Source organism: Novosphingobium jiangmenense, assembly GCF_015694345.1.
In the GTDB taxonomy this organism is placed as follows: Bacteria; Pseudomonadota; Alphaproteobacteria; order Sphingomonadales; family Sphingomonadaceae; genus Novosphingobium; species Novosphingobium jiangmenense.
Genome location: NZ_JADQDC010000003.1, coordinates 256,731 through 276,248, shown reverse-complemented (window position 1 = coordinate 276,248; position 19,518 = coordinate 256,731). Strand labels below are relative to the sequence as shown.

Sequence of the window (19,518 nt, the reverse complement as noted above, 5' to 3'; positions counted from 1 at the left end):
GATGGATTCGCCTCCAACGCGATGCCGGGGTTTTGTATTCTGGCCGGGCCGCTGCCCGGCGCCGTGCAGGAAGACGCAAATCATGTCCCGTCGCCGCCAGATCTACGAAGGCAAGGCCAAGATCCTTTACGAGGGTCCCGAACCCGGCACCCTGATCCAGTACTTCAAGGACGATGCCACGGCGTTCAACGCGCAGAAGCGCGGCACGATCAACGGCAAGGGCGTGATCAACAACCGCATCAGCGAGTACGTGTTCACGCGCCTCGCCCACATCGGCATCCCCACGCACTTCATCCGCCGCCTGAACATGCGCGAACAGCTCGTGCGCCAGGCCGAGATCATTCCGATCGAAGTGGTCGTGCGCAACATCGCCGCAGGCTCCATCTCCAAGCGCCTCGGCATTGAAGAGGGTGAGCCGCTGCCGCACACCCTGATCGAATACTATTACAAGGACGATGCGCTGGGCGATCCGATGATTGCCGAAGAGCACATCGCCTGCTTCGGCTGGGCATCGAACGAGGAAATGCAGGACATCTCCTCGATGGCCATCCGCGTGAACGATTTCCTCTGCGGGATGTTCGCGGCGATCAACATCAGCCTCGTCGATTTCAAGCTCGAATTCGGCCGCATCTGGGACGGCGACTACAGCCGCGTGATCCTGGCTGACGAAATCAGCCCGGACGGCTGCCGCCTGTGGGACATGACCACCGGCGAAAAACTCGACAAGGACCGCTTCCGCCGCGACCTCGGCGGCGAAGAAGAAGCCTACCAGGAAGTCGCCCGCCGCCTCGGCCTGCTCGAAAACGACGGTGGCCCGAGCGAGGTGTTCGACCTCGGCGCGCATCGGAAGCTGCGCGGGAAGAAGTAAAGCACCAGATCCTCCCCGTTTTTGCGAAGCACAAATGGGGAGGTAGTAAATGCCTGCTGTTCGAAAGGCACTTTCGAGCAGATTTGCGGTCGCGGCTTAACTGCAGGTTCACCCCGTTGGGTTAGACGTAATGCTAAATAGTCGCTTGCTCCGCCAACTGCGCTCCGGCACAGTATAGCCTTGGGAAATCCGATCTGACGGCGGGGGTCAGGTCGCCGTGAGAAGGAGCGATCATGACCGACGTAATCGCCGCCTTCAGTATGAAGCAGGTGCAGAATCTGACCGGACTCTCCGAAGGCCAGCTTATCGACTGGGACCTGAGCGGATTTTTTGTTCCTGCATATGCCTACGAGAATCGCCGTAGTCCTTACAGCCGCATTTACTCGTTCGAGGACGTTGTCGGCCTAAGGACTTTGGCCATTCTCCGCGAGCGGGTTTCGATGCAACATCTTCGCGAAGCGGCCAAGCGCCTGAAGGAGCACAGCGGCAAACCGTGGAGCCAACTGACACTCTTCACTCTGAACGGTGAAGTCCACTTTCGACGTCCTTCGTCAGACGTGATAGAAGGGGCCGTGTCCGGCCAGTATGGCGCTACAATTCCTCTCGAAAGCATTGCTGAGGAAATCCGGGAGAAAGCCGAAGCGCTCAAGCGACGTAAACCAGGTGCTGTCGGCAAAGTCACAAAACGCAGGGCCGTGATGGGCGGCGAAGAAGTCTTTGAGGGCACACGCATTCCGGTATCTAGCGTGCGCGCTTTGGCCGATGCAGGGTATTCGCTGGGCGAAATCTTGGCGGAGTTCCCTAGTCTTTCCGCAGGTGATGTCGAAGTAGTTCTCGAAAAGTGCCGGTTGACTCAGGTGGCGTAATCGCATCTGATTTGTCTTATGCGATTTTTGCTGGACGAGAATGTTCAACTCTCTGTGGGCCAAGCATTGGTCAAAAGAGGGCATGACGTAGTCTTCGCCTACCACATTTTGGAACGAGGCACCGAGGATCACATAGTCGCCACGGCAGCGGTTCAGGATCAGCGCGTGCTTGTTAGTCACGATGTGGACATGAAGCGAATTGAGCGTCGAATATCGGAGAAAAACCGAACGCGGTATCCAACTCTTTGTCGGCTTATGCTTTGTTTACCCTACCCTTTGGCGGCCAGTCGGTTGACCAAGTTTATGCCTTTGGTCGAACTGGAGTTTTCGGAGGCGGTGACGGCTAGTGAAGCAATGATGTTTGAGGTTTGTGAGCGCCGCATCCGTCTGCATCGTTAAACGAACTCTTCATTGCACCCCCGCCCCCAACCGGGCACACCCCCTCGCAATGATCCTGCGCCGCCTGCTTCCCCTCGCCGCTGCCCTGTCTCTCGCCGCCTGCGCCGCGCAGCCTGCGCAGCTTGCCAGCGCGCCCAAGCCAACATGGGCTTTCCAAAAGAGCGACCTGCCGCCCGATCCTGCCTACCGCTACGGCCAGTTGCCCAACGGCATGCGCTTCATCATCCGCAAGAACGCGACGCCTGCGGGCACCGCGCAAGTGCGCATGGACGTCGCCACTGGCTCGCTTGACGAAACCCAGGCCGAGCGCGGGTTTGCCCATTTCGTCGAGCACATGGCCTTCAACGGCTCCACCCATGTGCCCGAGGGCGAGATGGTCAAGCTGCTGGAGCGCAACGGGCTTTCGTTCGGCGCGGACACCAACGCGCAAACCTCGTTCGAGCAGACGCTCTACATGCTCGACCTGCCGCGCAACGATGCGAAGCTGCTGGACACCGCGCTGATGCTGATGCGCGAGACGGCGAGCGAGCTGTCGTTCGATCCCGAGGCTGTGGCGCGCGAACGCGGCGTCGTCCTGTCCGAACTGCGTGATGGACAAGGCTGGAGCCGCACCAACCTCGAAGACCAGCTCGCCTTCTTCTACCCCGCCGCCACCTATCCCAAACGCCTCCCCATCGGCACGGTCGAGACGCTGAACGCCGCAACGGCCGATGCCCTCAAGGCCTTCTGGGCACGTGAATACGTGCCGTCGAAGACCACGCTGATCGTCGTCGGCGATTTTGAGCCCGATGCCGTGGAGCAGGCCATCCGCGCCCGCTTCACCGACTGGCAGGCCAGCCCTGAAACCCCGCGCCCCGATCAGGGCAAGGTCGATCCCAGGCAGAAGGCCAGGGTCGACATCCACCTCGATCCCTCGCTGTCCGAGCGCGTCACCGCATCGCGCCACGGGCCGTGGCTGGACGAGCCCGACACCATCGCCAACCGCCGCCGCAACCTCCTGCGCCAGATCGGCTACGGCGTCGTCAACCGCCGCCTCGCCCGCCTGAGCCGCGCGATCGATCCGCCGTTCCGCGGCGCGGGCTTCGGCACCAGCGAGGTATTCAAGATCGGCCGCACCACCAATGTCATCGTCGATACCGTCGATGGTGGCTGGCAGCGCGGGTTCGCCGCTGCCGCCGGAGTCTATGCCCGCGCCCTCGCCAGCGGGTTCACCCAGCCCGAGATCGACGAGCAATTGGCCGACATCCGCACCGGCCTCGAGAATGCCGCCGCCGGGGCAGACACGCGCCCCCACGGCGCGCTGGTCGGTGCCGCCCTCGCCCTGATCCGCGACGAGCAGGTGCCGACGACGCCGCAGTCCGGCCTCGCCCGTTTCAACCAGTTCGCCCCGACAATCACGCCAAAGACCGTCATGGCCGCGCTGAAAGAGGAAGCGGTCCCGCTCAAGGACCCGCTGATCCGCTTCCAGGGCCGCGCCGCGCCCAAGGGCGGCGAGCAGGCGTTGCGCCAGACATGGGCCAAGGCCACCCGCGCCAAGGCTCCGGCCGGTGAAGTCCCCGCGCCGATCCCGTTCGCCTACACCGACTTCGGCCCGGCGGGCACCGTCGTCTCGGACGTCACCGAAGCGCTCTACGGCATCCGCCAGATCCGCTTTGCCAACAACGTGCGCCTCAACCTCAAGCGCACCGATCTTGCCAGGGACCGCATCGACGTCCGCCTCAATCTCGATGGCGGGGAAATGCTCGACACCCGCGACAATCCCCTCGCCACCGAGATGACCGGCGTCCTCGCGCGCGGAGGCTTGGGCAAACACAGCGAGGACGACCTGCAGACCCTGCTTGCAGGCCGCTCGGTCGCCTTCGGCCTCGGCGCGGCGGGCGACACCTTCTCCGCCGACGCCACCACCACCCCGCGCGACCTGACGCTGCAGCTCCAGCTCATGGCCGCGCTGCTCACCGACCCCGGCTACCGCCCCGAAGGCGAAGTGCTCTACCGCCAGAACATCGCCAACTTCTTCGCCCGCCTGCGCTCCAGCCCCGGCGCTGCCCTCTCCAACAGCATCGGCGGCATCCTTTCGGACAACGACCCGCGCTTCACGCTGCAGCCGCAGGAGGCCTATGCGGCGCTTGGCTACGGCAAGCTGAAGCAGGCGATCTCGGATCGCCTCGCCCACGGCGCGCTGGAAATCTCCATAGTCGGCGACATCGACGAAGCCGCCGCCATCGACGCCGTCGCCCGCACCTTCGGCGCTCTCCCCTCACGCGAACCAGTCTTCCGCCCCTACGCCGCCGAACGCCAGCGCAGCTTCACCGCCAAGCGCGGCCTGCAAGTCATCCGCCACACCGGCGAGGCCAACCAGGCGATCGTCCGCACCACCTGGCCCACCCGCGACGACCGCGATCCGGAGGAGGCCATGGCCCTTTCGCTCCTCGCCGAAGTCGCCGAGATCGAGGTGCTGGATTCGGTGCGCGAGAAGCTCGGCAAGGCCTACAGCCCCGGCGCATCCTCGGCGCTCAGCCGCGTCTGGACCGGCTACGGCACCTTCACCATGAGCGCTTCGGTCGATCTTGCAGACGTTGCCGCCACGCGCGCCGCGCTGGAGGAAACTGCGCGCACCCTGATCGCCGGCCCGGTCGATGCCGACGTCCTGCAGCGCGCCCGCGCCCCGATGCTCGAACGCATCGACAATTCGCTCAAGACCAACGGCGGCTGGAGCGCTCTTGCCGAACGCGCCCAGACCCAGCCGGACAGACTGGCGCGGGCAAAGTCGGCCCGCGCGCGGCTGGAAAAGCTGACGGCAGCAGACCTGCAGGCCATCGCGCGCCGATATCTTGCGCCGGAGAAAGCGGTGCAGGTGCTGGTCCTGCCTGAAGGAGCAAGCGCGCCGGAGCGTTAAGCCACCGTATCCTGATACCGCCGCACCGCCACCGTCCCCAGCACTGCCAGCATCACGGCCAGCACGCCAAGCTGCCCCGCCGCATCGGCCAAGGTCCAGCCCTTGAGCATGATCCCCCGCACCAGCCGGATGTAGTGCGTGGTCGGCAGCACCTCGGCCAGCCACTGCGCCCAGACCGGCATGCCCCTGAACGGAAAGGCAAAGCCCGAAAGCAGGATCGAGGGCAGCATGTAGAAGAAGCTCATCTGCATCGCCTGCAACTGGCTGGTGGCCACCGTTGAAAGCATGAAGCCGAGCGCCAGGCTGGTAATCATGAACAGCAGCGTGGAAAACAGCGCCAGCGCCACCGTTCCTTCGAACGGCACATGGAACACGACCAGCGCCGCGCTCAGGATCACCACCATCTGCACAATGCCGATCACCAGATAGGGCACGATCTTGCCGACCATCACCTCGAACGGGCGCAGCGGGGTCGCCAGCAGGTTTTCCATCGTCCCCTGCTCCACCTCGCGCGTCACCGACAGCGCGGTGAGCATGACCATGGTCATCGACAGCACGATGGCGAGCAGGCCCGGCACGGTATTGTGGCTGGTGATGCCTTCGGGATTGTAGCTGCGGTGGATCACCAGATCGACCGGTGGCGTGCCCTGCGCCCGCGCCGCCAGCGGCCCGATCAGGTCATGCGTCAGCGCCCCATCCACCGCCTGCTGGATCGCACCGAGGGCATTGCCGGTGGAGGCAGGATCAGTGGCATCAGCGGTGACCAGCAGTTGCGGCCGCTCGCCCCGCACCAGATCGCGCCCGAAATCGACCGGCACGGTGACAAGGAACTGCACCTTGCCATCCTTCAGCAGCCGCTCCCCCTCGCCCGGCGCGGACACGACATGCGTGACACGAAAATAGGTGGTGTTGCGCAAGGCCGCGTCGATGCTGCGCGCGAACTGCGAGGTATCGTTGATCTCCAGCGCCATCGGCAGCTGGCGCGGATCGTTGTTGATGGCAAAGCCGAAGATCGTCAGCTGCACGATCGGCATCATCAGCATCATGCCGATCGTGCCGGGATCGCGCAGCATCTGCCGCACTTCCTTGAACACCATCGCGGCAATCCGCGCAAAGGCCGCGCGCCATTTCATGGTCTGTGGCACCCGCAGTCCCACCCCGCTGCGACTAAACTCGCCTGCGGCTCGTAAAGTCTCGCGGCCCTCCCGCTTGCGGGAGGGCTGAAACCCGTTTGCCGCCTCCCCTCCCGCAGGCGGGAGGGGTTGGGGGTGGGCAGCGCCACACACAAACGCCAGAGGCCCATCACGCCACCACCACCGAATTGTCCTCGGCCCCGCGCATCAGGTGGATGAACACATCCTCGAGGCTCGGCCGCGCCTCGCGCCAGGTCACGCCATCGAACTCGGCCACCGCCGCCCGCAGCGCCGAAAGGTCCGGCCCGCAAACGTGAATTGCCGTGCCGAAGGGCGCCGCCATCGCCACGCCGGGACGGCCCTCGATGCGCGTCGCCAGCCGGTCCGCCCCCGGCCCCTCGCCCAGCAACGCCTGCAGGCCCGACCCGGCAATCACCTCGCCGATCGTGCCCCGCGCCAGCATCCGGCCATAGGCAATATAGGCGATCTCGTGGCAGCGCTCCGCCTCGTCCATGTAATGGGTGGAGACCAGCACGGTCATCCCGCCCTGCGCCAGTTCGTGGATCTGGTCCCAGAACTCGCGCCGCGCTTGTGGATCGACACCTGCGGTCGGCTCGTCGAGCAGCAGGATTTCCGGTTCGTGCAGCACTGCCGCCGCCAGCGCCAGCCGCTGCTTCCACCCGCCCGAAAGCTTGCCCGCCAACTGGTCGGAGCGCGTGGCCAGGCCCAGCCCTTCCAGCGCCTCGGCCACGCGCTCGCGCCGCCGATCGAGACCGTGGACGCGCGCAAAGAACTCGAGGTTCTCGGCAATGGTCAGGTCGGAAAACAGCCCGAACTTCTGCGTCATGTAGCCGACCCGGCCCTTGATCGCGCCGCGCCGCTTGCGCAGGTCAAGGCCAAGCACCTCACCCTCCCCGGCATCGGGGATCAGCAGCCCGCAGATCATCCGCAACGTCGTCGTCTTGCCCGACCCGTTCGGCCCCAGAAAGCCGCAGATCGACCCGCGCGCCACCTGCAAGTTGACGTCATCGACCACGGTCCGCCCCCCGAACCGCTTGGTCAGGCCCCGCACATCGATGACGAGATCGCTCACCAATTCCTCCCCGCCCCGGGGAGGGGGACCATCCGAAGGATGGTGGAGGGGCACCCTCGGCAAGGGAGGGCAGCCACGTCCACGATCAGGACCATCTTCACTCCGGCACCACCGCCACCGGCAGTCCGAGCGGGAGTGGCTGCGCCGGGGGTAAGGCCGCCTCGACCATGAACACCAGCTTGGCCCGCGCCCGTTCGGAATAGATCACCGGCGGCGTGAACTCGGCACGCGGCGAGATATAGCTGATCGTCGCCATGCGTGCGCCCGCACCGCAGCCATCGCAGGTGAAATGCACCGTGGCCCCCACCTTCAACCCCGCCACGCGCTCTTGCGGCACGAAGAAACGCAGCTTGCGCTGGTCGTCCGGCAGGACAGACAGCACCGGCTGGTTGGCCGGGACCCATTCGCCCGGATCATAGAAGGTCTGTTCGACCACGCCCTTGGCCGGGGCCAGCGGGGCAATTTCCTCGCGCCGCCGGGTTTGCGCGCGCAAGGCGGCTTCGGCGGCGCCGACGCTTGCCTGTGCGGCGGCCTGCTGCTCGGGCCGGCCGGCGCTCAAGCCACCACTCGCCAGCACGGCCTGCGCCTGCTGCACCGCCGCGCTGGCGGAATCGCGCGCCGCCCGCGCGGCATCCAGCTGGGTCCGGCTGGCAAAGCCCTTGCCCGCCAGCGCCGCAATCCGCTCGAAGTCTGCCCCTGCCCTGGCCGCCTGCGCGCGGGCCGAGGCCAATGCCGCCTGTGCCGCCGCCTGTTCGGGCGCGCGATTGCGGCCTTGGGAAAGGTCCGCCGCCTGCGCCTTTGCCGCAGCGACTTGCGCGGCGAGTTGCGCCCCTTCGGCATCGGTCGTGCGCGGATCGAGCGTGAACAGCGGCGCGCCGCGTTCGACCGACTGCCCACGCGTGACAGGCCGCGATGCCAGCGTCCCGGGGACCGGCGCGGCGATCAGCAGCGGCTCGCCCTCGACATAGCCCAGCCAGCGATCCGGCTCCGCTTTCGGGCCAAACAGCGCATAGGCCCCACCCGCCAGGGCCAGCACACCGAGCGCGATCACCGGTCTTGGCGGTGCCTTCATGCGGGGAGCTCCTTGCACAGGCCGTAAAGCACCATGCCGACATGGTTCTCGGCCATCCAGTCGATATCAAGCGGTTCGGCCCCGACCGGTTCGAACACGTTGCGCCACAGCGCGGCGAAGATGATCCCGCCGGCCACGCTGCGCGCGGCGATCTTCGGATCGGGACAGGCGAACTCGCCCCGGGCGATGCCGTGGACGATCAACCGCTCGATCGCGCCAAGCACGCAGATCATCGCGGTCTCGTGATAGAAGCGCGCTAGTTCGGGGAAGTTGCGCCCCTCGCCCACGATCAGTCGCGGCAGGAAGGCCATGTCCGGGCTGGCAATGCGCTTCATCGCGTTCTTGACGAAGGCCCGCATCAGCGCGGGTGCGGGCAGGCTGCCGTAGTCGCTCGGCAGCAGCTTGGGCATCATCTCGGTGATGACTTCGGAAACCAGCGCGCGGAACATCGCCTCCTTGCTGTCGAAGGCAAGGTAGAGCGCGGCGCGGCTGATCCCGACCCGCTTGGCCACGTCCTCGAGCCGTGCGGCGGCAAAGCCGCGTTCGGCAAACTCCTCGCGCGCGGCGGCGAGAATGCGGTCTCTGCGATCGGCTGGCGTGACGCGTGGCATGTCTTGATAATAACTGACGCGTCAGTCATGTAAACAGGCAATCGCTATGGCAGCAAAAGGGCGGTGGCAGGTGCCGGACGTGCGCGTGGGGTGCGTTTGATGGGGCCGGCAACCTGCCACCGCACGGACTTTTGCCGGTCCTGCGGCTCGGCATTCCTGCCACATTTCAAGGACCTGCGCGTCCCCGTTTTCCTACTTACGGATTACGCGCTAGGCTGCGAATCATGACGAGCCTTGGCCCCTTCCTGCGACCCTTTTCCGGCCTCCGGGGGCATTGTCCTGCCAGCTTCAGGGGTGCTGACGAAGTTTCCCTGAACAGTGTAAACCGCGTAAACCCCCGCCATCATCCCTGATCTCGCCCTTGCTCTTCCGGCCATCAGGTTGCATAGGCGCCCCCAAGATTCTCCAGCATTCAGTGTCCGAAAGGCCCCGCCGATGAAGGTCCGCGTCATTGTCACCCTCAAGAACGGCGTGCTCGATCCGCAGGGCCGCGCCATCCATCATGCGCTCGAAGGCCTCGGCTTCGAAGGCGTGAACGATGTGCGCGCAGGGCGCGTCATTGAACTCGACGTGGCCGACACCACTTCGGACGCAGCGCTCGACGAGATGTGCAGCAAGCTCCTCGCCAACATGGTGATCGAGAACTACCGCATCGAAAAGGCCGCCTGAGCTTAGGAACCCGCGCCATGGCTTTCACCTCCGCCGTCATCACCTTCCCCGGCTCGAACTGCGATCGCGACATGGCGGTGGCGATCGAGCAGGTCTGCGGCGGCACGGTCCATCGCGTGTGGCACGGCGATGCCGACCTGCCCGACAATCTCGATTTCATCGCCCTGCCCGGTGGCTTCTCCTACGGCGACTACCTGCGCTCGGGCGCGATGGCGGCTCGCTCGCCGGTGATGCAGGCGGTGGTCCGCGCGGCGGAGCGTGGCGTGACCGTGCTCGGCGTGTGCAACGGCTTCCAGGTGCTGACCGAGGCGGGCCTGCTGCCCGGCGCGCTGATGCGCAACGCCGGCATCCGCTTCGTTTGCCGTGACGTGAAGTTGACGGTCGATAACAACCAGTCGCTGTTCACCGCCGGCTATGACGCCGGCCAGCAGATCACGATCCCCGTCGCCCACCATGACGGCAACTTCTTCGCCGACGACGCCACGCTCGACCGGCTGGAAGGCGAAGGCCGCGTGGCCTTCCGTTATGCGGAAAGCGTCAACGGCTCGGCGCGCAACATCGCGGGCGTGCTGGGCGATCGCGGCAATGTGCTCGGCATGATGCCGCACCCCGAGCGCATGATCGAAGCGGCGCAGGGTGGTTCGGACGGCCGCGCGCTGTTCGAAAGCGTCGTGCGCGGGCTGGTCGCGGCTTAACCGACCGCCCGCTCGCGGAAGCGGGTCTGGCTGAACAGCGCCAGCGCGTCGGTCCGGTTCATCGGACGGCCGAAGTAGTAGCCCTGGATCTTCTTGGCACCGAGGCGGCGGATGCAGGCCAGCTCGTCCTCGGTCTCGACGCCCTCGGCCGTGGTCGACATCTCCAGCGCATCGGCCATGGCAACGACGGCGCGAACGATGGCCAGGCTTTCCGGATTGTCCTTGGCCGCGCCCTGCACGAAGCTGCGATCGACCTTGATCGTCGAGAACCGCATCTTCCGGAGGTAGCCCAGCGACGAGTAGCCGGTGCCGAAATCGTCGAGCGCCACGCCGCAGCCGATGCCCATGAGGTTCTCGAGCGTCATCTGCGCGGTGGTGCCATCGCGCACGAAGATGCTCTCGGTCACCTCGATCTCGAGCCGGTGTGGCGAGAGGCCCGTTGATGCCAGCGCGCCGACCACGGTCTCGGCAAAGTAGGGATCGAGCAGCTGCTCGCCCGAAACATTGACCGCGATCTTGACGTGGTCGGGCCAGTTCATCGCCTCGAGACAGGCGGTGCGCAGGACCCATTCGCCGATCGGCACGATCAGGCGCGTGTCCTCGGCCAGCGGAATGAACTTGGCCGGGCTGACGAAGCCATGCTCGGTGCTGTTCCAGCGGATCAGCGCTTCGAAGCTCAGGACCTCCTCGGTCGTCGCATCGACGACGGGCTGGAACATCAGCGAGAATTCGTTGCGTTCCAGCGCGTGGCGCAGCGAGAACTCGAGCTTGCGGCGCTCCTCGGCATGGGCGTGGAGCGAGGGTTCGTAAGTGCAGTGGCGCCCGCCGCCCTCGTCCTTGGCACGATAGAGTGCGAGGTCGGCATTGCGCAGCAGCGTCTCGACCGTCGAACCGTCACGCGGGCCAATGGCCGACCCGACGCTGGCGCCGACGTAGAGCATGTGGTGGTCGATTTCGTAAGGCTGCGACAGCGTGGCGATGATCGCAGCGCTCAGTTCGCCGATGCGCTCCTCGTCGGCGGCATCACGGATCACGACCGCGAACTCGTCGCCGCCGAGGCGCCCGCAGACTTCGTCGTCGCGCATGATCAGCCTGAGGCGTTCGGAGACCAGCGCCAGCAGCTGGTCGCCGACGAGATGGCCGAGCGTATCGTTGATCGCCTTGAAGCGATCGAGGTCGATCATCAGGAAGGCACAGCGCGTGCGCCACTTCTCGGCATAGCCCATGGCATCGCCCAGCGCCTCGGTGAGCATCAGGCGGTTGGGCAGGCCGGTGAGGGTATCGTAGCGGGCGAGATAGGCGATCTTCTCGGCGCTTTCGCGCTGTTCGGTCACGTCCGAGCCGACGCCGCGGAAGCCGATGAAGGTGCCGTTCTCGTCGACCTTGGGCGATGCCGAGAGTTCCCACCAGCGATGGCTGCCGTGGAGCGTGACGCGAACCAGCAGGTTGGAGAAGCTCTCGCGGCGCTTGAGGCGCTCGGCGAGGTCATGCAGGCTGGAATGGAAGTGGCCGGAATCCCAGGCCGGGCCGGCGATGAGCTGGATCAGCGGCTTGCCGTCGGCGTCCTCGGGGTCCTCGCCCAAGGCGAAGGCGAAGCGCGGGCTGACCGAGCGGACGCGGCGGTTGGCATCGACCTGCCACAGCCAGTCGGCATCGCCCTCCTCGAACTCGCGCAGCAGCAGCGAGACGACTTCGGCCTTCTCCGCCATGCCCGCCTCGGCGACGCGGGCGCCGAGGAAAGTTCGCGCGGCCTCGACTCCGCCGACGCTGACGATAGTGACGAAGGCGACCGCGACGGCGGCGGCGGTGTACTCGCCCCAGATCAGGAACGAGACGACGCCGGACAGACCGACGATGCCGCCGAACATCACCGTCGCCATCGGCATCGCCGCGAAGGTTACCGCCATGCCGGTCATCAGCATGGCGAGGACCGTCCAGAGAGTCATGCGCTGGGCCGGGTCGCCGAAGGGCGAGAAGGCGAGCATCGGAACCGCCCAGACCACCGCGACGAACAGCGAACTGATCGTCTGCCGGTGCATTTCCTGGCGACTGATCCGCCGCCGGTCCGCGTCGATCAGGGTCCGGTCAAAGCGCGCACCGGAGATCAGCACGCCGACCAGCAGCGCCATCCAGCCAACGAGAAACACGACATGGACGTTGCCCGCGTACGTCTGGAGGACCAGCAGGGCCGCCAGCGCATGGGCGACCAGGCGGGCGAACGTCAGCTTGGCAAGGCTGGAGTATTGCAGTCCGCGCAGGCGGCCCCAGTCACCCTCGGCCGGATCGCGCAGCCCGATGACAGCGAGGATCGGCAGCTTGGCCGATGCAGTTTCGGAAACGGGCGCGTGCGGGTTCTTCACCTTGCCGGGGTTACCGGGAATTCATTAGCCAAAGGTAAGCGCCGCGCACTTTTCGGTGAACCGTTCACCGCAGAAAAGAGCCCGCCGCGCCTCGGCTGAGACGCGACGGGCCGGACTTTCCTCCCCAGGAAAGGTCCTTGCAGGCAGTGCGAGGGGTTAACGCCCGAGCGCGCTGCCAAGACGGTGGTAAAGGTTCGAGAACTTGACCGATTCGGGCTGGTCCTCGATTGCCTTCAGGTAGTGCAGTACGGCTTCGCGGATCAGCTTGAAGTCCTCGGTCGAGAGGACCGCGCGGGCACGTGCAGGTTCAGCCATGGTGGGTCTCCATCCTGGATCTTCGAGGCGTGATTGCCGCGAGGATTTCTTCGTCTGAGAGGGGGTACACCCCTCCCCAACCCCACCCCTCAAGGGGAGGGGCTATTTGTTGTTACGCTGCGAACTGGTTCATCGTGTTGTGGGCGCCGCCGGCCTTGAGGGCGGCCTCCCCGGCGAAGTATTCCTTGTGGTCGTCACCGATGTCGGAGCCGGCCATGTTCTGGTGCTTCACGCAGGCGATGCCCTGGCGGATTTCCTCGCGCTGGACCTGCTTGACGTAGCCGAGCATGCCCTCTTCGCCGAAGTAGCGCTTGGCGAGGTTGTCGGTGCTGAGCGCCGCGGTGTGGTAGGTCGGCAGCGTGATCAGGTGGTGGAAGATGCCGGCCTGCGCCGCAGCATCGCGCTGGAAGGTGCGGATGCGCTCGTCAGCCTCGATGCCGAGTTCGGTGCCGTCATAGTCCACGCTCATCAGCTTGGCGCGGTCATAGGCAGACACGTCCTTGCCGGCTTCGACCATCGCATCATAGACCTGCTGGCGGAAGTTCAGCGTCCAGTTGAACGACGGGCTGTTGTTGTAGACCAGCTTGGCGTTCGGGATCACTTCGCGGATGCGGCTGACCATGCCACCGATCTGGCCGATGTGCGGCTTTTCGGTTTCGATCCACAACAGATCCGCGCCGTTCTGGAGCGAGGTGATGCAATCGAGCACGCAGCGGTCCTCGCCGGTTCCGGGGCGGAACTGGTAGAGGTTCGAAGGCAGGCGCTTGGGGCGCATCAGCTTGCCATCGCGGGCAATCAGCACGTCGCCGTGGCCGAGGTTCGCAGCATCGACTTCCTCGCAATCGAGGAAGCTGTTGTACTGGTCGCCGAGGTCGCCCGGCTCCTTCACGTAGGCGATCTGCTTGGTCAGGCCTGCGCCGAGCGAGTCGGTGCGGGCCACGATCACGCCGTCATCGACGCCGAGTTCCATGAAGGCGTAGCGGACCGCGCGGATCTTCGCGAGGAAGTCCTCGTGCGGGACGGTGACCTTGCCGTCCTGGTGGCCGCACTGCTTTTCGTCCGAGACCTGGTTCTCGATCTGGATGCAGCAGGCACCGGCTTCGATGAACTTCTTGGCGAGCAGGTAGGTTGCCTCGGCATTGCCGAAGCCTGCGTCGATATCGGCGATGATCGGCACGACGTGGGTTTCGAATTCGTCGATCTTGTGGAGCAGGCGGTGGGTGTTGACCGCATCGCCAGCCTTCTTGGCAGCATCGAGATCGCGGAACAGCATGCCGAGTTCGCGGGCGTCAGCCTGCTTGAGGAAGGTGTAGAGTTCCTCGATCAGCGCCGGGACGCTGGTCTTCTCGTGCATCGACTGGTCGGGCAGCGGGCCGAACTCGCTGCGCAGCGCGGCGACCATCCAGCCCGACAGGTAAAGGTAGCGGCCCTTGGTGGTGCCGAAGTGCTTCTTGATGGAGATCATCTTCTGCTGGCCGATGAAACCGTGCCAGCAGCCGAGCGACTGGGTGTAGTTCGCCGGATCGGCGTCATAGGCTTCCATGTCGCGGCGCATGATCTTGGCGGTGTAGCGCGCGATGTCGAGGCCGGTGTGGAAGCGGTTCTGCAGGCGCATGCGGGCCACGTTCTCGGGCTCGATGCCATCCCAGGTCTGGGCGAAAGGCGCGATGGCCTTGCCGGCTTCGACGATCTTGCTGTGGTAGGTCATTTCCCGTGTTCCCTCACGTGGTGTGCGTCTGTGTGAGATCGGGGTAACGCGCGAATCGCTGGAGCGGAACGGCGCGCGGAGTGATGTTGTCAAACTTTACAGGATCTGCTTGTAAAGTTGTGCAGTGACGACAAAGGGACGTGTGAAGTGTCGACAAGACCGTTGTACCTCGGGCCGAGGCTCAAGCGCATCCGCCGCGAACTGGGCCTGACGCAGCAGGCGATGGCCGACGAGCTGGGCATTTCGCCAAGCTACATCGCGCTGATCGAGCGAAACCAGCGGCCCTTGACGGCGGACCTGCTGCTGCGGCTGGCGCGGGCCTACAAGCTCGACATGGCCGACCTCGCCAGCGACGAGCGCGACGACTACGCGCGCAGGATGGCGGACGCACTGCGCGATCCGATCTTCAACGACATCGACCTGCCTGCGCTGGAAGTATCGGACGTGGCGGCGAGCTTTCCGGGGGTGACCGAAGCACTGCTGCGGCTTTACGGAGCCTGGCAGCGCGAGCAGCAGGCGCTGGCGGAACAGCGCAGCGCGGTGCCGGGAACCGGCGCGAGCGATCCGGTGGGCGAGGCGCGGCGCTTTGTGGCGGCGCGGCGCAATTACTTCCCGGCGATCGATTCGAAGGCGGAGGAACTGGCCGACGAGATCGCCAAGGCGGGTGGCGCGGCGGAGTGGCTGCGCCTGCGCGGGGTGCGGGTGCGCTTCCTGCCACCCGACGTGATGATGGATGCGGTGCGGCGCTATGACCGGCACAACGAGCAGTTGCTGATCGACGATACGCTGTCGCCATCGGGCCGCGCGTGGCAGTTGATGCAGCATATTGCCTATACCGCGTTGCGCAGCGAGATCGCGGGCGTGATCCGGGGCGAGAGCTTTGCCAGCGAGACGGCGGCGCAACTGGTGCGGCGGGCGCTGGCAGGATATGCGGCGGCGGCGCTGGTGATGCCCTATGACCGCTTTGCGCGGGCTGTCGACGCGCGGCGCTATGACATCGAGGCGCTGTCGGGACAGTTCGGGGCGAGTTTCGAGCAGGTGGCGCACCGGCTGACCACGCTCAACCGGCCGGGGCAGGAGCGGGTGCCGTTCTTCTTCATCCGCGTTGATACCGCAGGCAATGTTTCCAAGCGGCTGGACGGGGCGGGTTTTCCCTTTGCCGCGCATGGCGGCGGGTGTCCGCTGTGGAGCGTGCACGAATGCTTCCGCACGCCGGGGGAGATCGTGACGCAGTGGCTGGAACTGCCGGACGGTCAGCGCTTCTTCTCGCTGGCGCGGACGGTCACTTCGGGCGGCGGCGGATTCGGACGGCCGCGATGGACACGGGCGATTGCGCTGGCCTGCGCGGCGGAACATGCGCCGCGGCTGGTCTATGCGGCGGGGGCCGATCCCAAGGCGGTGGAGGCGACGCCGATCGGGGTGACCTGCCGCCTGTGCCATCGCGCGCAGTGCACGGCGCGGGCCGAGCCACCGATCGGGCGCGAGATCCTGCCCGACGACTACCGGCGCGGGGCCGAGCCGTTCAGCTTTGCGGAGAGTTGAGCCAGTAGCGGATGACCGTGGCGACCGCGCCCAAGGTCAGGACGCTGCCGAGCCAGATCGCGGCCATCCAGCCGAGGCGCTGCCATAGCGGCGTGGCCTCGGCCCGGTCCGCTCCATCGAGGCGCGGATCAATGATAGCCATGGGTGCCGACCTTCCCCCGGAAGACCCAGTAGGCCCAACCGGTGTAGCCCAGAATCAGCGGCATGATCAGGCCGACGCCGATCAGCATGAAGACCTGGCTGCGTTCAGGCGCGGCGGCGTCCCAGATCGAAATGCTCTGCGGCACGACCCATGGCCACATCGAGACGCCCAAGCCGATCATGCCGAGCAGGAACAGGCCGAGCGCGTAGAGGAACGGGCGCACCGGCTGGCGCTGCTGCAGCGAGCGCAGGAGCGATATGGCCAGTGCTGCCGTCGCGAGCGGCACCGGGGTCAGCCAGAACACCATCGGTTCGGTGAACCAGCGCTGGAAGTACTGCCCGGCGAGGAACGGCGTGGCGAGGCTCACGGCGGCCATCAGGGCGAGCGTGGCAAAAGCGGATAGCCTTGCGAAGCGGAAGGCCTTGTCCTCGGCGCTGCCTTCGACCTTGATTGTCAGCCAGCAGGCACCAAGCAGGGCGTAACCGGCGACGACGCCAGCGCCGGTCAGCAGCGAATAGGGCGAGAGCCAGTCAAGCCAGCCACCGGCATAGGCGCGGCCCTCGACATGGATGCCCTGCAGCAGTGCGCCGAGGGTTATGCCTTGCGCGAGGGCGGCGACGAGCGATCCCGAGAAGAACGCCAAGTCCCAGAAGGCGCGGTGGCGGGGATCGCGCCAGCGGAATTCGAACGCGACGCCGCGGAAGACGAGGCCGAGCAGCATCGCGATGATCAGCGGGTAGGTTGCGGGCAGGATGATGGCATAGGCCAGCGGGAACGCGGCGAGCAGCCCTCCCCCACGCAGGACGAGCCAGGTCTCGTTGCCATCCCACACCGGGGCGATGGCGTTCATCGCCTGATCCCGCTCCTCTCCGACGCCGAACCACGGGAAGAGGATGCCGATGCCGAGGTCGAAACCGTCCATCACGACGTACATGAGCACGGCGAAGGCGATGATCAGGGCCCAGATCGTGGTGAGGTCGATCATTCCACTTCCTCCTGCTGCTGGGCGGGGGTGATGCCGGCAGAGCGGATCGGGGCGCGCTCGTCCTGTTCGGGGCCGGGCTCGTGCGGATGCGGCGCGTCCTTCATCAGGTGGAGGATGTACCAGGTGCCGATGCCGAAGACCGCGAAATAGACCACGACGAAGGCGGCGAGCGAGGTGGCGACGGCGGGCGCGGCGATGGGGCTGACCGAGTCAGCGGTACGCAGGAGGCCATAGACCGTCCAGGGCTGACGTCCGACTTCGGTCGTCACCCATCCGGCGATCACGGCGACGAAGCCCGAGGGCCCCATCAGCACGGCGAGGCGGTGGAGCATGGGCCAGTCGTAGAGCTTCTTGCGCGTGCGGGCGAGCAGGCTCCACAGGCCGAGGCCGAGCATGAGGAAGCCGAGGCCGACCATGATGCGGAACGACCAGAACACGATCCACACCGGCGGGCGCTTGTCGGGCGCGATGGTGTCGAGACCTGCGAGCGGGGCGTCGGGATCGTGCTTGAGGATCAGGCTCGAGGCCTTGGGGATGGCTATGGCGTAGTCGAGCTTCTGATTTGCGTCGTCAGGAATGCCGAACAGGTAGAGCGGCGCGCCATCGGGGTGGGACTGGTAGTGACCCTCCATCGCCATGACCTTGGCGGACTGATGCTCAAGCGTGTTGAGGCCATGGGCATCGCCGACGAGGATCTGCACCGGGGCGACCAGCGCTGCCATCCACATCGCCATCGAGAACATCTTGCGCGCGTGGAGGTTGGCGCGGTCCTTGAGCAGGTGCCACGCGCCGACCGCGCCGACGACGAAGGCCGTCGTGAGGTAAGCGGCGATGACGGTGTGGACGAGGCGATAGGGGAAGCTGGGGTTGAAGATGATCGCCGTCCAGCTCGGTCCGGGGAGGAATTCGCCGTTCGGCCCCATCTCGAAGCCCGTCGGCGTCTGCATCCACGAGTTGACCGAGAGGATCCAGAAAGCCGAGATGAAAGTGCCGACGGCGACCATAAGCGTGGCGGCGAAGTGGAGGCCGCGTCCGACGCGGTTCATGCCGAACAGCATGACGCCGAGGAACCCGGCTTCAAGGAAGAACGCGGTCAGCACCTCGTAGGCCATCAGCGGGCCGATCACGCCGCCGACCTTGTCGGAGAAGACCGACCAGTTGGTGCCGAACTGGTAGGACATCACGAGGCCGGAGACCACGCCCATCGCGAAGGCCACCGAGAAGATCTTCAACCAGTAGCGGAACAGGTCGAGGTAGAGGTCCTTGCCGGTCTTGAGCCAGAGCGCTTCGAGCACGGCAAGGTAGCTGGCAAGGCCGATGGAAAAGGCCGGGAAGATGAAATGGAAGCTCACCGTGAAGGCGAACTGCATACGCGCCAGAACCAGCGCCGCCGCTTGGGCGTCCATACCTGCGAACACGTCTATCTCCCCTGCGCGGGACCGGGCGTCTTCTCTTGGCGCCTCAAGCACTTCCTAGCTATATATGAGAAGAAGCTAAAGTGATATTCCCGTTGTGGCGCTTGCAGTTTCTGCACATGGAGAACCGCCGTACGAACGTCATGTTCCTCCAAACTTGCAGCGGGGGACCATGGGGGCTATCGGCGCGCTTCCCGCCGGGTGACCGGCTTCAGTAAGGCCCTGCCGTTGTCCAAGATCATCCCGCTTGCCGATGTCGATCCCGCGCTGGTCGAGCAGTTGCTCGATGCCGCGTTCGAACCGGCGCGGCACCAGCGAACCGCCTACAAGGTGCGCGAGGGCATGGAGTGGCTGCCGAACCTGTCGTTCGCCGCGCTCGATGACGAGGACATGCTGGCCGGCACGATCCAGTGCTGGCCGGTGGCGCTGACCGACGAGAGCGGGCGGATGCATCCGATGATCATGGTCGGCCCGGTGGCGGTGATGCCGCACCTGCAGGGCGAAGGCTTTGGCAAGGCGCTGATGACGGCGGCGCTGACCGCGATCGATCCGCGCGCGCCGCTGCCGCAGGTGCTGATCGGTGATCCGGAATACTACGAGCGCTTCTTCGGCTTCAGCAATGCCAACACCGGAGGATGGCGCCTGCCCGGGCCGTATGAGCAGCATCGCCTGCTGTGCCGCACCGCCAATCCTGCCGTCCTGCCGCAAGAGGGCATGTTGGGGCCTTGGCGGCGCTGATCCGATCTGGC

At 65.8% G+C, this 19,518-nt stretch carries 18 protein-coding genes; 8 read left to right on the top strand and 10 right to left on the bottom strand.

All coding sequences use genetic code 11. The features are described 5' to 3' along the window. Positions 1-82: 82 nt before the first annotated feature. From purC to I2488_RS06460, 4 genes are all read left to right on the top strand, one after another. Positions 83-868, top strand: a complete 786-nt coding sequence (purC, locus tag I2488_RS06475; RefSeq protein WP_011444700.1) for a phosphoribosylaminoimidazolesuccinocarboxamide synthase — start codon at positions 83-85, stop codon at positions 866-868. 233 nt (positions 869-1,101) lie between these two features. Continuing rightward, entirely contained in the window at positions 1,102-1,734 is a 633-nt protein-coding gene (locus I2488_RS06470; protein WP_214652237.1) for a DUF433 domain-containing protein, read from the top strand. Positions 1,735-1,752: 18 nt separating this feature from the next. Beyond that, a complete protein-coding gene (locus tag I2488_RS06465; RefSeq protein ID WP_196274974.1) occupies positions 1,753-2,133 on the top strand; it encodes a DUF5615 family PIN-like protein in 381 nt (126 codons plus the stop codon). 49 nt (positions 2,134-2,182) lie between these two features. Continuing rightward, positions 2,183-5,029 carry a M16 family metallopeptidase gene (locus I2488_RS06460; protein WP_196274973.1) on the top strand — a complete coding sequence of 949 codons (2,847 nt, stop codon included), beginning with the start codon at positions 2,183-2,185 and terminating at the stop codon, positions 5,027-5,029. Here the strand turns inward: I2488_RS06460 and I2488_RS06455 are convergent. From I2488_RS06455 to I2488_RS06440, 4 genes are all read right to left on the bottom strand, one after another. Continuing rightward, entirely contained in the window at positions 5,026-6,162 is a 1,137-nt protein-coding gene (locus I2488_RS06455) for an ABC transporter permease (protein ID WP_196274972.1), read from the bottom strand. The two genes, I2488_RS06460 and I2488_RS06455, sit on opposite strands and share 4 nt — an antisense overlap. Positions 6,163-6,331: 169 nt before the next feature. Continuing rightward, positions 6,332-7,255, bottom strand: coding sequence for an ATP-binding cassette domain-containing protein (locus tag I2488_RS06450; RefSeq protein WP_196274971.1), 924 nt, complete (start codon positions 7,253-7,255; stop codon positions 6,332-6,334). A 97-nt stretch (positions 7,256-7,352) separates the two neighbouring features. Continuing rightward, positions 7,353-8,327: an HlyD family secretion protein gene (locus tag I2488_RS06445; RefSeq protein ID WP_196274970.1), complete on the bottom strand. Its 975-nt coding sequence runs from the start codon at positions 8,325-8,327 to the stop codon at positions 7,353-7,355. After that, on the bottom strand, positions 8,324-8,938 hold the full coding sequence (locus tag I2488_RS06440) for a TetR/AcrR family transcriptional regulator (RefSeq protein WP_196274969.1): 615 nt from the start codon (positions 8,936-8,938) through the stop codon (positions 8,324-8,326). The genes I2488_RS06445 and I2488_RS06440 overlap by 4 nt, the downstream gene beginning before the upstream one ends. A 435-nt stretch (positions 8,939-9,373) precedes the next feature. On the opposite strand from I2488_RS06440, the gene purS reads away from it, so the two are divergent. Further along, complete coding sequence (gene purS, locus I2488_RS06435) at positions 9,374-9,607, top strand: phosphoribosylformylglycinamidine synthase subunit PurS (protein WP_039332834.1); 234 nt, start codon at positions 9,374-9,376, stop codon at positions 9,605-9,607. A gap of 17 nt (positions 9,608-9,624) precedes the next feature. After that, a complete protein-coding gene (gene purQ, locus I2488_RS06430) occupies positions 9,625-10,302 on the top strand; it encodes a phosphoribosylformylglycinamidine synthase subunit PurQ (RefSeq protein ID WP_196274968.1) in 678 nt (225 codons plus the stop codon). Here the strand turns inward: purQ and I2488_RS06425 are convergent. The 3 genes from I2488_RS06425 to I2488_RS06415 form a co-directional block, all read right to left on the bottom strand. Then, positions 10,299-12,662, bottom strand: coding sequence for a putative bifunctional diguanylate cyclase/phosphodiesterase (locus I2488_RS06425; protein ID WP_343070997.1), 2,364 nt, complete (start codon positions 12,660-12,662; stop codon positions 10,299-10,301). The two genes, purQ and I2488_RS06425, sit on opposite strands and share 4 nt — an antisense overlap. 156 nt (positions 12,663-12,818) lie before the next feature. Continuing rightward, positions 12,819-12,977 carry a hypothetical protein gene (locus I2488_RS06420; RefSeq protein WP_011444689.1) on the bottom strand — a complete coding sequence of 53 codons (159 nt, stop codon included), beginning with the start codon at positions 12,975-12,977 and terminating at the stop codon, positions 12,819-12,821. A 112-nt stretch (positions 12,978-13,089) separates the two neighbouring features. After that, positions 13,090-14,685, bottom strand: coding sequence for an isocitrate lyase (locus I2488_RS06415; RefSeq protein WP_196274967.1), 1,596 nt, complete (start codon positions 14,683-14,685; stop codon positions 13,090-13,092). Between the two features lie 147 nt (positions 14,686-14,832). Between I2488_RS06415 and I2488_RS06410 the strand changes: the two genes are divergently transcribed. Beyond that, positions 14,833-16,227: a short-chain fatty acyl-CoA regulator family protein gene (locus I2488_RS06410; protein WP_196274966.1), complete on the top strand. Its 1,395-nt coding sequence runs from the start codon at positions 14,833-14,835 to the stop codon at positions 16,225-16,227. Here the strand turns inward: I2488_RS06410 and I2488_RS06405 are convergent. The 3 genes from I2488_RS06405 to I2488_RS06395 are packed head-to-tail and all read right to left on the bottom strand — an operon-like array spanning position 16,208 to position 18,760. Continuing rightward, complete coding sequence (locus tag I2488_RS06405) at positions 16,208-16,369, bottom strand: DUF2474 domain-containing protein (protein WP_196274965.1); 162 nt, start codon at positions 16,367-16,369, stop codon at positions 16,208-16,210. The genes I2488_RS06410 and I2488_RS06405 overlap by 20 nt on opposite strands. After that, positions 16,356-17,354, bottom strand: coding sequence for a cytochrome d ubiquinol oxidase subunit II (cydB, locus tag I2488_RS06400; RefSeq protein ID WP_196274964.1), 999 nt, complete (start codon positions 17,352-17,354; stop codon positions 16,356-16,358). Before cydB ends, I2488_RS06405 begins: the two co-directional genes overlap by 14 nt. Then, positions 17,351-18,760: a cytochrome ubiquinol oxidase subunit I gene (locus I2488_RS06395; protein WP_196275080.1), complete on the bottom strand. Its 1,410-nt coding sequence runs from the start codon at positions 18,758-18,760 to the stop codon at positions 17,351-17,353. Before I2488_RS06395 ends, cydB begins: the two co-directional genes overlap by 4 nt. 237 nt (positions 18,761-18,997) lie before the next feature. Here I2488_RS06395 and I2488_RS06390 point away from each other — a divergent pair, with 237 nt between their 5' ends. Beyond that, the gene (locus tag I2488_RS06390) at positions 18,998-19,507 is read left to right on the top strand and encodes a GNAT family N-acetyltransferase (protein WP_196274963.1); all 510 of its coding nucleotides are present in this window, start codon (positions 18,998-19,000) and stop codon (positions 19,505-19,507) included. Positions 19,508-19,518 lie beyond the last annotated feature (11 nt).